We start from the raw sequence: 13708 nt of genomic DNA, 5'->3' as shown, positions 1-13708 counted from the left end.
CCTCCCGGATTAGTCATAGGTCAGGTTAAAGATCATATGCGATTCCACTTCACCTGCGCTGATGGTGGGGGCGTATTGATAAAAGCGGGCGCGCAGCGGGATATCGATATAGCGTATCTCCTGGTTGTTGAGCCTGGCGACGTTGTACTTTTTGTTAAATTCCAGCGGCGTCCCCTCTTTCAGTACCTGAACACCGACGCCTTCCGCCTTGCTGCTGCCGGTTTTCTCGTTCATCAACGCGCCCGTATTAGCGGAAGTACCGGTCGCCAGCGTGCCGGAGAAGGAGGTTTCAATGTTGGCATAGCCGCTATCGTTAAGGCCACCGCTGCACTGCAGCTGGATGCTGAAGTCTTTGCCGCCCGCCGTCGAACCGACGCCTGTGAGATCGCTGCGCCGGATGCTGCCGACGTCGACGTTCATATTCTTACCCCCGACGACGGTGCAGGAGGGAGAGACGATGGTGATGGCGTTGGCGCTCAGGAATGTGGTCAAAATGGGGTTGCCGCGACCATACTCCCAGTCATAGGAAGTATACTGACCCGCAGCAAGCGTACCGCTGCCGGTTAATGCCGCGGTTTTAATCACCTCCAGCGTGAAGCGGGAGCCTTCAAGGGTATAATTTGTGGTCTGCCATTCCGGCACTTGCGGTGTGTACGAGCCGGGATAGACGATATTGACGGAATTACCGCCCCGGCTGAATCGCAGGCCAATCCCCGGAACGTTAGTGGAATAGATTTTATTGCCAAGATCGCTAACCCCGGGGGCAACAATATCCGCCTTAAAGGTGTTCCTTCCGGTACAGGTATAAAAAAAGTTGTTGTTCCCGCCCGACGACGGCATTGTCCAGCTTTGCTGGGCAATAACGGCCCCCACGGCGAGGTTGGGATCGACAACCACCCTGCCCATCGCCATATCCAGGCGAACGGTCGCCGCCCTCCCCCGCGTACAATCCGCCCAGGCACTCGCCGCCCCCATCATCAGCACCGCGCCGAGGATCAGTTTTTTACTTATCGACATACTGCTTCCTTACTGTTTGAGGCATTGAGGTCAACGGCGCACTGCCCGCCGCTCCACTTGACGATGGCGCGCTTTGCCTCCGCGCTGCTGATGAACATCATGCTGCCCTGGCCGACAACGCCAATCTCCTTCCCGGCAGGATCGTAGATAGTGGCCGCAAACGGCAGCGGTTCGCCGCCGGGCTGGCGCGCCAGCAGGGTAATATTGTTTTGCACTTCGGTGGCGAAGGTGACTTTCACTACGCTGCCCTCCCACGGCACCACCTGTGCCATCGTGCGGTCAAAGGCGATATCGTCCTGGCTGCCTTTCGGATCTATTTCCACCGAATTAATGCGGTACGGGCGCAGGTACGGCAGGATGGCGTAGCCGTTGCTGTCCACCCGGGTGCCCGGCGAGCCGGGCAACATCGCGCCCTTCGCGTTTTTGGCCTCAATCAGCGCCATGGTGGTGCCGGTTTCCGGCGACAGTACCACGCCGCCGCTGTGGGCTATCAGCGTACCGCTGCCGCCGATACCGCTCTGGCGGTAGCCCGAGCCCTGGCTGTAGCTGCCGTTAAGCGTGGTCCACGGCGTACGGTAGCTGCCGTTCAGCGCCACGTCGTGCTTGCCGCCGGGGGTCGTGGTGGTAGAAACGCCGTAGTTGAGATTGTTTTCATTATCCAGCGAGCCGTTGATGCCAATCTGCGAGCTGGAGAAGTGCGAGTTATTAAAGGCCGTGTTCGACGTCAGGTTGGCCGTGCGGTTTTCGCCAAACCACAGCGGATAGCTGAAGTTAAACGATACCCGGTCGTCCTTGCTGTGGCCGGAGCTGTCTGGCGTATAGACGCGCTGGGCGCTCATTGACCAGGAGAGGCGGCCAAATGAATTGTTGTAGCTCAGCTGGTACTGCTTCTCGGTGCCGGAGCGGTTCCAGTAGTCGGAAACCCGCCCGCTGAGGTAGAAGCCCCCCCAGCCCTCCGGTAGGTTCTGGTTAACGGTGAAAGTCATGCCGTTTTTCTGCCGCCACAGCACATAGTTATTGCGGCTGTTGCGCTCCTGGTCGACCGCATACAGCGCATCGTTGAGGTTGTAGTAGCCCTTGGTTGAATAGCGATAGGCCGCCAGTACGATGCTGGTCTGGGTTTCAACAAACATCCGGTTAAAGGTGGCGCGATAGCTCTGACCGTTCTCGTCAAGCGAACCGCTCTTCAGCCGGGAGTGGGTAACGTCGAAGGAGAGCGCCCCGATACCGGTATTCATCCCGGTACCCAGCAGGAATGCCTGATAGTCGTTAAACCCGGTCACGCCGGTATAGCCGGTAAACATATTGCTCAGACCGTGCTGCCAGGTGGCCTGATAGAGCGTCGGCTTGTGGCGCAGGGAGTCATCGTCCACTTTACCGGCCGAGATCGCGTAGCGCGTCATGCCGGGCCGCACCAGCTGGGCAACCGAGGCATAGGGCACGCTGAAGACATTTACCGTACCGTCCGCCTCTTTTACCGATACATCGAGATCGCTGCCGTAGCCGGAAGGGTAAACGTCCTGCAGGGTGAAGGGACCCGGCGGAACCGTAGTCTGATAGATAATATTGTTGCCCTGGCGCACCGTCACCAGGGCGTTACTCTGGGCGACGCCGCGAATTTCCGGGGCGTAGGAGCGCATCCCGTCCGGGAACATGTTGTCATCCGTCGCCAGATTCACGCCGCGCACGCCGATGGTGTCGAAGAACTCGCCGCTGGTGAACAGCTGGCCGCCGGTAAAAATAGAGTTCATCGCCGGGATCGGCCGCTGCAGATAGGTCTGGTTGCTGTGCCAGTGGGCGCCGCCCTGCTGCTCCTGCCAGTTAAGGTTACCGATGTGCTTGAGCAGCCAGCCGTTCCACGACAGACCACCGTTAAGACCGAGGTAGGCGCTGTTGTTATCCGATCCCTGCCCTGACGTATGGTTGTTCCAGGCGTTCGCCATCCAGCCCAGATTGAGCGCCGCAATGCCCTTGTCCCAGAATTCCGGGCTGACGTAGTTTTTCAGGCGCTGATCTTCATAGATCTGCGGTACCGAGATCTCAAGGCGCAGGGAGGACTGAATCAGGTTATCCTGCACATTCTCTTCGCTGCGCCAAGCCTTGAGCGGCCCGCAGTAGCCCTCCTTCTCGCTGAGCTGGCGGTTGAGCTTATCTGCGGCAATGCCATACTGGGCCAGCATCGCTTTGGTGTAGCAGATACCGAGCTTACCGTCCGGCTGGCGCCTGACGTTCAGATCATAGCGACCTTTCCATTCGCCGTTGGTATAAACATCCAGCGAGTAAACGCCCTCACTGATAGCGCTGGTCGTAAAGCGGGAAAGATCGACCCTCTCACGGCTGCCAACGATAAAGCCATCGTTAAATTTATATTCGCCAGCCGAAGTTTCCTGTCCGTTGGAATATGGCGGAAAACAGCAGAGCGCGACGGCAATCGCGGTGCTTAATCTGCCGGTGCAGAAGACGCCCTGCTTCATCATCTTGTCCCTTATTTAACGCTGATTTTAGCCGCAACTTCGGCACCGTAGTCATTGATATTGCTTACGTTCAGGGTTTCACCCCGGTTTACCGCCGCCGAGAGCGGGATCATCAGCGAGGACTGCGGCGCAATCATCACCGTCTTGCTATTCAGCGCAGCATCGTTATTGCGCGTAATGCGGCTGACGGTGATATAAAACGGCGTGGGATTATTTATCGATAACTTGCTGCCGCTGGCGGAGAGCTGCAGTTTTTCCACCGCCGTATCGCGGTTGCCAAGCCCCGTGGGGCGATAGATAAATTTAAAGCGTGAGCGAATAGCCAGCTGCAGGACGTTTTGTCCCTCATTCTTCTGGCTGGCGACCACGGGCGGGATCTCAAGGATATTCAGCCACCACAGCGTCTCTTTATCCTTCGCAAGCCCCGCCGCACTGCCGAGCTTAATACGTAGCGTCTGGCCGCTTTTCGCATCCACCCGTGAAATCGGCGGGGTAATGATAAAAGGCGTCGTAATCGTATCGGGGGTGGCATCCGGATTACCGTTGTCGAGCCAGGCCTGAGCCAGCGCTGGCCGGTCCGCGGTATTATTGAGCTGGACCGTTATTTCTTTTTCGTTGCCTGGATAAATAAAGCGCGTGCCATTGACGATAATATTGTTGGCACTGGCGGTGAAGCTGAAAAGAGCACATAACAAAAAGGTAATACGCTTCATGCTAACCTCAAAAAATATTATATAACGGCAATTATTAATTTATTATTTTTAGCTGCTCCTGATGGAGCAGCTTTTTTACAGACAGGAATTACTGGTAGGTAATTTCGTAAGTCGCGTAGCTGTTGACCACGCCGGTGGTCACCGTATCCGGGGTGCTTGAGGCATAGCCTACGTAGTAGGTAAAACGGGCGCCATCGGCCACCGCGCTCTGATCGCCCGTGGCTTTCGGCTGGGTGCTGTCACCGGGGATGATTTTGTTGCTCAGCGAGGTTGCGTTATCGGTAGAGAGAACCAGCTGGATATTCTGCGCACCGGCAGATTCGGTGTTTGCCAGATAGCCCTGTTGCTTGCTGCTCGCCCCGGCCAGCAGGTTACCACCGGTCCAGTTCACGCCCAGTTTACTGACATCATCAAGTTTCGTACCCGCAGCGGCCTGGCAGTTAGAAACGTCAATGGTAAATGATTTCGGCTTCAGGTAGGTGTCTGCCGCCGCTGCTTTAACTTCTGTTAACGTTACAGGGGAGAGATAGACGTTTGCATCGCTGCCCTGACCGTTAACGGAAATGGTGCAGGAAACATCGGTGACTTTACCGAAGAAATTAACCTGACCACCGCCTACATTGGTATCCGCTGCGTGAGCTGCAGACATACCTGATAATAAAGCGGCGACGGCTGCAGAGAGAATAACCTTTTGCATTTCTATTTCCTTATTACAGTGAATTAATTTTTAATGCATCGACTCGTTGATTTGCGAACAGCCAATGGAGCCAGATAAAGTGATTTATCTGACGTTCTAAGGAAATTCGACAGTTCGCGTTATGACATCTATTACTGAACGGAAATAACTCCCCGCAACAGCCAGCGTAAATTAGCTAAAAATGCGCATCCTCACCACGTACGAAGTCTGCCGCTTCGCTCAGGGTCGCCTTAAACCGACCTAAGAAAAATCCGAGCAAAATTTAATCAACCGGGCGCCATCATTACCTGTAAAAGACGCGCGGGGCCTGCGCGCCACATGCCGTGCGGGCATAAAAAAGCAAACGGTGACTGACATCACGCTTCGCTTCTGCGAGAATATGCGCACTCCCCCTTTCGCAAGTAACAGACGGAATTCTCTCTCTGATGGCAGCAAAGATTATTGACGGTAAAACGATTGCGCAGCAGGTGCGCTCTGAGGTCGCTGAAAAAGTGAAGGCCCGCGTTGCGGCCGGTTTTCGCGCTCCGGGGCTGGCCGTGGTGCTGGTAGGCAACAACCCGGCATCGCAGATCTATGTCGGCAGCAAACGCAAGGCATGTGAAGAGGTGGGCTTTGTTTCGCGCTCCTACGATCTGCCGGAAACCACCAGCGAAGCCGAACTGCTGGCGCTGATTGATACCCTGAACGCCGACGGGAAGATTGACGGGATCCTGGTCCAGCTCCCGCTGCCGGCGGGTATCGACAATGTGAAGGTGCTGGAGCGCATTGCGCCGGATAAAGACGTGGACGGCTTTCACCCCTACAACGTTGGCCGCCTGTGCCAGCGCGCGCCGCGCCTGCGTCCCTGCACGCCGCGCGGTATCGTGACGCTGCTTGAGCGCTACAACATTGATACCTACGGGCTGAATGCGGTGATTATCGGCGCCTCTAATATCGTTGGTCGTCCGATGAGCATGGAGCTGCTGCTGGCAGGCTGCACCACCACCGTGACCCATCGCTTTACTAAAAATCTGCGCCATCACGTCGAGAACGCCGATCTGCTGGTGGTAGCCGTCGGCAAGCCGGGCTTTATTCCGGGCGAGTGGATCAAAGAGGGCGCGATCGTGGTCGATGTCGGCATCAACCGGCTGGAGAGCGGCAAAGTGGTTGGCGACGTCATCTTTGACGATGCCGCCGCCCGCGCGTCTTATATTACCCCGGTACCGGGCGGCGTCGGTCCGATGACCGTTGCCACCCTTATCCAGAACACGCTGCAGGCGTGCGAAGAGTACCACGACGTTAAGGACGTATAAGCATGGCCACTTTTTCACTTGGCAAACATCCGCACGTTGAGCTGTGCGATCTCCTCAAGCTTGAGGGCTGGAGCGAAAGCGGCGCCCAGGCCAAACTCGCCATCGCCGATGGCCTGGTGAGCGTTGATGGCGCAGTGGAAACCCGCAAGCGCTGCAAAATCGTCGCCGGCCAGACGGTGAGCTTTGCAGGACAGAGCGTGACCGTTACTGCCTGATTACCTGCCTCCGCGGGCCGGACTTCTGTCCGGCCCCAAAACTCAGATTTACCCCGCAGAAATTTTCGCCGCTTCGTTTATGCTTATCCCCTTTATTCAGGGATGAAAACGTATGCCAACCGTTATCACTCACGCCGCCGTGCCGATTTGTCTCGGCCTGGGCCTCGGCACCCGCGCTATTCTTCCCCGCCTGCTGCTCGCGGGCATCGCGCTGGCCATGCTGCCCGACGCCGACGTGCTGGCATTTAAGTTCGGCGTGGCCTACGGCAACGCCTTCGGCCACCGGGGCTTTACCCACTCGCTGCTGTTCGCATTTCTGGTGCCGCTTATCTGCGTCTATTTCGGCCGACGATGGTTTAAGACCGGGCTGGTACGCTGCTGGCTGTTTCTTACCGTCAGCCTGCTCTCCCACAGCCTGCTGGATGCAATCACCACCGGCGGCAAGGGTGTAGGCTGGCTGTGGCCGTGGTCAGACGAGCGCTTCTTTGCGCCGTGGCAGGTGATTAAGGTCGCACCCTTTGCGCTGTCGCGCTACGCTACGCCCTACGGACACCAGGTGATTATTTCAGAGCTGCTGTGGGTATGGCTGCCGGGCGTTCTGCTGATGTCACTGCTGATTGTTCTCAGGAAAAAATATTTTATTACAAGGAACTAATATGCTTAAACGCTCAATTATTACGGCTCTTTTCGTTACCTGTGGCGTGAGCCACGCCGGCGATATGTCGCACAGCGCAGTTTATGGCCTTTCCTCAGGCATCGTGAGCGTCGGAAGCTCCGCTCTGGTCAGCGGGATAATCCTTTCTCCGGTAATGCTGCCCGCTGCGCTGGTGATGAAATCAGTGGAAAAAGATGACCGGCAGCAAACGGCACACCTGACGGCAATAGCGCCGCAGAAGAAAGAGATTGAGATGGTCGTGCCACTCAGGGTCGTTGAAGAAGGAAACCTCAAGGCGGGCGATAAAGTGTCGCTTGAAAGCGCACCGGAAGGCACGGGGGCACTGCTTAAGAAGGGGAATAAGGTGCTTACACATATGGTTAACGAGGAGAACGCCGGGCTCTCCGGCAGCAGACCGGTTCCCACCAAATGATGCGCCGACTGCTGTTGCTTTGCCTGTCGCTGATAGCCCTGGACTCATCAGCCAACAGCGGTAACTGCGCTTGCCGTACACAGGCACCGGAAACAGTCTCCGCAATTATGCACAGGGCCGCACTGCTCAGGCAGAGCTTAGACAGCGAGCCCGATCCTGTCGTCATTCTGGCACGTCAGGGGCAGGATATGTCTGACCGGCATCTGATCTGGTCCCACACCGGTTATGCAATGCGTCAGGCAAACGGCGACTGGTGGGTTTATCACAATCTTAACCTCTGCGGCACGGACAGGTCGGAACTCTTTGTTCAGGGACTGTACGAGTTTCTGGACGATGAGCTGGTTAACCCCAATATTGCGATTCTGCGCCCTGCCCCGGCGCAGAGCGCCGCGCTGGCTGAACTTTTAACCAGCCCAATCAAGCTTAATCTGTTTCATAGCCCGCGCTACAACATGATTGCGTGGCCGTTTGATGGCCCGTACCAAAACTCTAATGGCTGGCTGCTGGAGGTATTCGCCCGCGCCAGCGATCGCGAAATATGGTCCAGAAAAGCGGCCCGAAGCTGGCTGCAGGCGCAGCACTATCAGCCTTCAATCGTTCGCGCCAGCACGTTTGAAAGAGTGGGTGCGAAGCTATTTACCCGCAATATTTTCACCGACGATCAGCCAGCCTCGCTGCTGAAGCAGGGAAAAATAGCGCTGAACAGCGGCGACAGCACGATACGCTTTCTTGCGGCCTACAGCCGCCCGGTTGCCGGTTGCGATCATCAGGGGTGGGGTCAGTCAGTGTGCATTTTCCAGCCGCCGACAAAAAGTGGACAAAAAAAGGCCGCAGAATGAAAACATGCTGCGGCCTGAGGCAAGCGTTTACTTACGACGCCAGGTCGTCCCCAGCGGGCCGTCTTCCAGCACAATGCCCATCTCATTGAGGCGATCGCGGGCCGCGTCCGCCGCCGCCCAGTCTTTCGCCTGGCGCGCTTCCAGGCGCTGTTTGATCAGGGCTTCGATTTCGGCCACTTCACCGTCGTCCGCCTGGGCGCCGCTCTGCAGGAAAGCTTCCGGATCCTGCTCCAGCAGGCCCAGCACGCCGGCGATTTTGCGCAGCTGCGCCGCCATACCGTCCGCTGCTGCCGGATCTTCCGCCTTCAGGCGGTTCACTTCGCGGGCCATGTCGAACAGCACCGAGTAGGCTTCCGGCGTATTGAAGTCGTCATCCATCGCCTCGCGAAAGCGCGCTTCGAAGGCGTCGCCGCCCGCAGGCGCGGCGGAGGCGTCGGTACCGCGCAGGGCGGTGTAGAGGCGCTCCAGCGCCGAGCGGGCCTGCTTGAGGTTCTCTTCGCTGTAGTTGAGCTGGCTGCGGTAGTGGCCGGACATCAGGAAGTAGCGCACGGTTTCGGCGTCGTAGTACTTCAGCACATCGCGGACGGTAAAGAAGTTGCCCAGCGATTTGGACATCTTCTCGCGGTCAACCATCACCATCCCGGAGTGCATCCAGGTGTTGACGTACTCGCCGTCGTGGGCGCAGGTGGACTGGGCAATTTCGTTTTCATGGTGCGGGAACATCAGGTCCGATCCGCCGCCGTGAATGTCGAAATGGGAGCCGAGCTGCTTGCAGTTCATCGCTGAACACTCGATGTGCCAGCCAGGACGCCCCTCGCCCCACGGCGACGGCCAGCCCGGCTCGCCCGCTTTCGACATTTTCCACAGCACGAAATCCATCGGGTTGCGCTTGGCGTCAACCACGTCAACCCGGGCCCCCGCCTGCAGCTGCTCCAGATCCTGGCGCGACAGCTGGCCGTAGGTCGGGTCGCTCGGCACCGAGAACATTACGTCACCGTTGTCGGCAACGTAGGCGTGGCCGCGGTCGATCAGGCGTCCGGTAATCTCAATAATTTCAGGAATGTGGTGCGTCGCGCGCGGCTCGCTGTCCGGGCGCTTGATGTTCAGAGCATCAAAATCTTTGTGCATTTCGACGATCATGCGATCGACCAGCGCCACGAAGCTTTCACCATTTTCATTGGCGCGCTTGATGATTTTGTCGTCAATATCGGTAATGTTGCGGACATATTTCAGCTTATAGCCGAGAAAGCGCAGGTAGCGGGCGACAACATCAAAAGCAACGAAGGTGCGGCCGTGGCCAATGTGACAGAGATCGTAAACGGTAATACCACACACGTACATGCCGACTTCCCCGGCATGGATAGGTTTAAATTCCTCTTTCTGGCGCGTCAGTGTATTGAAGATTTTTAACATCGAATATTCCGTTTGGACGTGTGTGGACAGTGAATAGCGTATGATACCCGTAAATCATACCGGGATCAGCCTGATTTGCGAGATGATCCAGGCGGTGGCTTATGCTATAACAACCGACTATACGTAACCCGGCAACGGGTATTCGCACCACATAAACAGAACAGGATGAAAAAATGGTCACTTTCCACACTAATCACGGCGACATTGTTATCAAAACCTTTGATGATAAAGCGCCTGAAACAGTTAAAAACTTCCTGGACTACTGCCGTGAAGGTTTCTACGACAACACCATTTTCCACCGCGTTATCAACGGTTTCATGATTCAGGGCGGCGGCTTTGAGCCGGGCATGAATCAGAAAGAGACCAAAGACGCGATTAAAAATGAAGCCAACAACGGCCTGAAAAACACCCGCGGCACCCTGGCAATGGCCCGCACCCAGGCGCCGCACTCCGCCACCGCGCAGTTCTTCATCAACGTCGCAGACAACGACTTCCTTAACTTTTCCGGCGAAAACCTGCAGGGCTGGGGCTACTGCGTATTCGCAGAAGTGGTGGAAGGCATGGACGTGGTTGACGCCATCAAGGGTGTGGCCACCGGCCGCAGCGGTATGCATCAGGACGTGCCGAAAGAAGACGTGATTATCAAAAGCGTGACCGTCAGCGAGTAATTGGTGGCGACACACTTTATTGCAGATTTACACCTGCAGACAGAAGAACCGGCGATAACCGCCGGTTTTCTGCGTTTTTTGCGCGGCGAAGCGCGCGGCAGCGAGGGTTTGTATATCCTCGGCGATCTGTTTGAAGCGTGGATTGGCGATGACGATCCCACGCCGCTGCACGCGGAAATCGCGCGCGAAATCAGGGCGCTGGTTGCATCCGGCACGCCCTGCTACTTCATTCACGGCAATCGCGACTTCCTGCTGGGCAGGCGCTTTGCGCGCGAAAGCGGTATGCAGCTGCTGGCGCAGGAGAAGGTCCTCGACCTGTACGGCCGCCGGGTGCTGATTATGCACGGCGACACGCTGTGTACCGACGATGTGCAGTACCAGGCGTTTCGCCGCAAGGTCCACACGCCGTGGATACAGGCGCTGTTTCTGGCCCTGCCGCTGTTTATCCGCCGCAAAATCGCCCGCCGGATGCGCAGCGGCAGCCGGGCGGCCAACGGCCACAAATCAGAAGCCATTATGGACGTCAATCCGCAGGCGGTAACCGCGGTGATGGAAAAGCACCAGGTGCAGTGGCTGATCCACGGGCATACTCATCGTCCGCAGGTGCACGCGCTGACGGTTAACGGGCAATCCGCATCAAGGGTGGTACTGGGCGCGTGGCATACGGAAGGCTCGATGGTCAAAGCGACCGCCGACAGCGTGGAGCTGATTGCCTTTCCGTTCTGAGCTAGCCCCGATCGTCCTTCGGGCCAAGAAAGTAAAAGCCAAACGGCAGCGAGCCGATAATAGTGAACATGATGCTGTAGATGGTCGCCCATGCGCCCTGTATAAAGAACATGGAGACGTTCCACTGGCTCATCGGCAGGTTGTACTGATCTTCTACGCCCTGGAACGTTACTTTCGTCACTACCGAAACGGCAACGATAAACACGATGACGACGGCGGTGAGAAACTTTTTCCCCTCCGGGGTGCGCAATATTTTCAGCATAGCGGGCTCCTTGATTATGCTGCGGTCAACAAAACAGCCTCTACTTTACCTCATTGCCTGCACAAAGTGATTACCCCTTTGCCACCTTAAGTCAACAGCGGCGTCACCCTGACGTTACAGCGGGCTGCGCAATCGTTTTCCTTGCCGCGTTTTCATGGTATTCTCGGAGGCCTTCAAAGCAGTGTGTTCCACACCCACAGGAGTTTTAAGACGCATGTCTTCCCGCAATAACCCGGCGCGAGTCGCCATCGTCATGGGGTCCAAAAGCGACTGGGCTACCATGCAGTTTGCCGCAGAAATCCTCGATACCCTTGATGTTGCTCACCACGTTGAAGTGGTCTCCGCCCACCGCACGCCGGACAAGCTGTTCAGCTTCGCCGAAGGCGCGGAAGCGAACGGTTACCAGGTGATTATCGCGGGCGCGGGCGGGGCGGCGCACCTGCCGGGCATGATTGCGGCCAAAACGCTGGTGCCGGTGCTGGGCGTGCCGGTACAGAGCGCCGCCCTGAGCGGCGTCGACAGCCTCTACTCTATCGTACAGATGCCGCGCGGTATTCCGGTGGGTACGCTGGCGATCGGCAAGGCCGGCGCGGCCAACGCCGCCCTGCTGGCGGCGCAGATGCTGGCAGTTCATGACGCGGATCTCCACCAGCGCCTTAGCGACTGGCGCCGGACGCAAACGGACGAGGTGCTCGACAACCCGGATCCGCGGGGTGCGGCATGAAGCAGGTCTGCGTACTGGGGAACGGTCAGTTGGGGCGGATGCTGCGCCAGGCCGGTGAACCGCTGGGGATTGCGGTATGGCCGGTCGGGCTGGAGGCCGATCCCGACGCGGTGCCCTTTCAGCAGAGCACCATTACCGCTGAAATTGAGCGCTGGCCGGAGACCGCGCTGACCCGCGAACTGGCGCGCCATCCTGCGTTCGTCAACCGCGATGTCTTTCCGATTATCGCCGACCGCCTGACCCAGAAGCAGCTGTTTGACCGCCTCGGTCTGGCGACCGCGCCGTGGCAGCTGCTGGCCGATAAAGCAGAGTGGCCGGGCGTATTTGAGATGCTGGGCGAGCTGGCCATCGTCAAGCGCCGCACCGGCGGCTACGACGGCCGCGGCCAGTGGCGCCTGCGCGAAAACGAAACCGGGCAGTTGCCGGACGAGTGCTACGGGGAGTGTATCGTCGAGCAGGGCATTAACTTCAGCGGCGAAGTGTCGCTGGTCGGCGCCCGCTCCCGCGACGGCGCAACCGTCTTCTATCCGCTGACCCATAACCTGCACCAGGAGGGGATCCTGCGCATGAGCGTCGCCTTCCCGCAGGCGGACGCCCGCCAGCAGGCGCAGGCGGAAGAGATGCTGTCGGCCATCATGCACGAGCTGGAGTACGTGGGCGTAATGGCGATGGAGTGCTTTATTACCCCCGCCGGGCTGCTGATTAACGAACTGGCGCCGCGCGTGCACAACAGCGGCCACTGGACGCAGAACGGGGCTTCCATCAGCCAGTTCGAACTGCACCTGCGCGCCATTACCGGGCTACCGCTGCCGCCGCCGGTGGTCAGCGCGCCGTCGGTGATGGTGAACCTGATCGGCACCGATCTGAATTACGACTGGCTCAGGCTGCCGCTGGTGCACCTGCACTGGTATGACAAAGAGGTACGTCCGGGCCGCAAGGTGGGCCACCTGAACCTCAGCGACTGCGATACCGGCCGGCTCAGCGCCACGCTGGAGGCGCTTATCCCGCTGCTGCCGCCGGAGTATGCCAGCGGCATCGTCTGGGCGCAGGCGAAGCTGGATTAATGCAACCTGCCGGGGATTGCCCTTCCCCGGCAACAATGCCGGAGGGACTCCTTCGGCATTCCTGCATCATCTGAGATAACGTTGTTTTTACCCGCTATCATTTTAAAAACTCAGTACTCCGGACAGACTACCCGGCTGCCAGCCATAGTCCGCTCCGAACTTGTTTTTTAACATTATGAACACTATCACATCGGGTATTTATTACGTCTTAGTTGGTCATTTCAGGAGGGGATCATTGAGGATATTAGCCTGACACTATCAAAAAACTAAAACAGATCGGGGCGTAATATTTTTTGAAAGGGAGGTACTGCCTGAAACTGTACATAGCGGAGATCGTTAACCATCCACCCGGCTCCGGAATTTCAAAATTCATCCTTTTTATTACCCACAGGTAAGCTCTGATATTTTTGCGCGCAAAAATGTTCGTTTCACTCTGGCAGAGATCCATGATGCCTGCGTGATTAAAAGATCTCTGTATGTATTCAGAATGATTAATATTCTTTAGCCTGCATTCTG

General features: G+C 57.4%; 15 protein-coding genes. 9 read left to right on the top strand and 6 right to left on the bottom strand.

From position 1 onward, the window contains the following. Positions 1 to 9: 9 nt before the first annotated feature. From ENGE1_RS23335 to ENGE1_RS23320, 4 genes are all read right to left on the bottom strand, one after another. A complete protein-coding gene (locus ENGE1_RS23335) occupies positions 10 to 1017 on the bottom strand; it encodes a fimbrial protein (protein WP_043085472.1) in 1008 nt (335 codons plus the stop codon). Continuing rightward, positions 1008 to 3491 carry a fimbria/pilus outer membrane usher protein gene (locus ENGE1_RS23330; protein WP_048254587.1) on the bottom strand — a complete coding sequence of 828 codons (2484 nt, stop codon included), beginning with the start codon at positions 3489 to 3491 and terminating at the stop codon, positions 1008 to 1010. Before ENGE1_RS23330 ends, ENGE1_RS23335 begins: the two co-directional genes overlap by 10 nt. 11 nt (positions 3492 to 3502) lie before the next feature. Beyond that, a complete protein-coding gene (locus tag ENGE1_RS23325) occupies positions 3503 to 4204 on the bottom strand; it encodes a fimbrial biogenesis chaperone (protein WP_043085475.1) in 702 nt (233 codons plus the stop codon). Positions 4205 to 4292: 88 nt separating this feature from the next. Further along, on the bottom strand, positions 4293 to 4901 hold the full coding sequence (locus ENGE1_RS23320; RefSeq protein WP_043085476.1) for a fimbrial protein: 609 nt from the start codon (positions 4899 to 4901) through the stop codon (positions 4293 to 4295). A gap of 425 nt (positions 4902 to 5326) precedes the next feature. Between ENGE1_RS23320 and folD the strand changes: the two genes are divergently transcribed. From folD to ENGE1_RS23295, 5 genes are all read left to right on the top strand, one after another. Then, on the top strand, positions 5327 to 6193 hold the full coding sequence (gene folD, locus ENGE1_RS23315; protein ID WP_043085477.1) for a bifunctional methylenetetrahydrofolate dehydrogenase/methenyltetrahydrofolate cyclohydrolase FolD: 867 nt from the start codon (positions 5327 to 5329) through the stop codon (positions 6191 to 6193). A gap of 2 nt (positions 6194 to 6195) precedes the next feature. Continuing rightward, entirely contained in the window at positions 6196 to 6408 is a 213-nt protein-coding gene (gene ybcJ, locus ENGE1_RS23310; RefSeq protein ID WP_043085479.1) for a ribosome-associated protein YbcJ, read from the top strand. A 112-nt stretch (positions 6409 to 6520) separates the two neighbouring features. Beyond that, positions 6521 to 7063, top strand: a complete 543-nt coding sequence (locus ENGE1_RS23305) for a metal-dependent hydrolase (protein ID WP_048254586.1) — start codon at positions 6521 to 6523, stop codon at positions 7061 to 7063. Between the two features lies 1 nt (position 7064). Next, positions 7065 to 7496, top strand: coding sequence for an STM0539 family protein (locus ENGE1_RS23300; protein WP_048254585.1), 432 nt, complete (start codon positions 7065 to 7067; stop codon positions 7494 to 7496). Next, the gene (locus ENGE1_RS23295; RefSeq protein ID WP_048254584.1) at positions 7493 to 8335 is read left to right on the top strand and encodes a DUF2145 domain-containing protein; all 843 of its coding nucleotides are present in this window, start codon (positions 7493 to 7495) and stop codon (positions 8333 to 8335) included. The genes ENGE1_RS23300 and ENGE1_RS23295 overlap by 4 nt, the downstream gene beginning before the upstream one ends. A gap of 27 nt (positions 8336 to 8362) precedes the next feature. On the opposite strand, the gene cysS is transcribed toward ENGE1_RS23295, so the two are convergent. Next, positions 8363 to 9748, bottom strand: a complete 1386-nt coding sequence (gene cysS / locus ENGE1_RS23290; RefSeq protein WP_048254583.1) for a cysteine--tRNA ligase — start codon at positions 9746 to 9748, stop codon at positions 8363 to 8365. A gap of 173 nt (positions 9749 to 9921) precedes the next feature. Between cysS and ppiB the strand changes: the two genes are divergently transcribed. Beyond that, complete coding sequence (gene ppiB / locus ENGE1_RS23285; protein WP_048254581.1) at positions 9922 to 10416, top strand: peptidylprolyl isomerase B; 495 nt, start codon at positions 9922 to 9924, stop codon at positions 10414 to 10416. A 3-nt stretch (positions 10417 to 10419) separates the two neighbouring features. Continuing rightward, on the top strand, positions 10420 to 11142 hold the full coding sequence (gene lpxH, locus ENGE1_RS23280; RefSeq protein WP_043086746.1) for a UDP-2,3-diacylglucosamine diphosphatase: 723 nt from the start codon (positions 10420 to 10422) through the stop codon (positions 11140 to 11142). Position 11143: 1 nt separating this feature from the next. Here the strand turns inward: lpxH and ENGE1_RS23275 are convergent, their stop codons facing one another. Beyond that, positions 11144 to 11404, bottom strand: a complete 261-nt coding sequence (locus ENGE1_RS23275) for a DUF2534 family protein (RefSeq protein ID WP_043085487.1) — start codon at positions 11402 to 11404, stop codon at positions 11144 to 11146. 214 nt (positions 11405 to 11618) lie between these two features. Between ENGE1_RS23275 and purE the strand changes: the two genes are divergently transcribed. Both purE and purK read left to right on the top strand, forming a co-directional pair. Continuing rightward, positions 11619 to 12128, top strand: coding sequence for a 5-(carboxyamino)imidazole ribonucleotide mutase (gene purE / locus ENGE1_RS23270; RefSeq protein ID WP_045288133.1), 510 nt, complete (start codon positions 11619 to 11621; stop codon positions 12126 to 12128). Further along, on the top strand, positions 12125 to 13192 hold the full coding sequence (gene purK / locus ENGE1_RS23265; RefSeq protein ID WP_048254579.1) for a 5-(carboxyamino)imidazole ribonucleotide synthase: 1068 nt from the start codon (positions 12125 to 12127) through the stop codon (positions 13190 to 13192). The genes purE and purK overlap by 4 nt, the downstream gene beginning before the upstream one ends. The last annotated feature ends 516 nt before the right edge of the window (positions 13193 to 13708 follow it).

Origin of the sequence: Pluralibacter gergoviae ATCC 33028 = NBRC 105706 (assembly GCF_001598855.1) — a bacterium.
Classification (GTDB): domain Bacteria; phylum Pseudomonadota; class Gammaproteobacteria; order Enterobacterales; family Enterobacteriaceae; genus Pluralibacter; species Pluralibacter gergoviae.
This window is presented reverse-complemented; position numbering and strand designations above follow the sequence as displayed.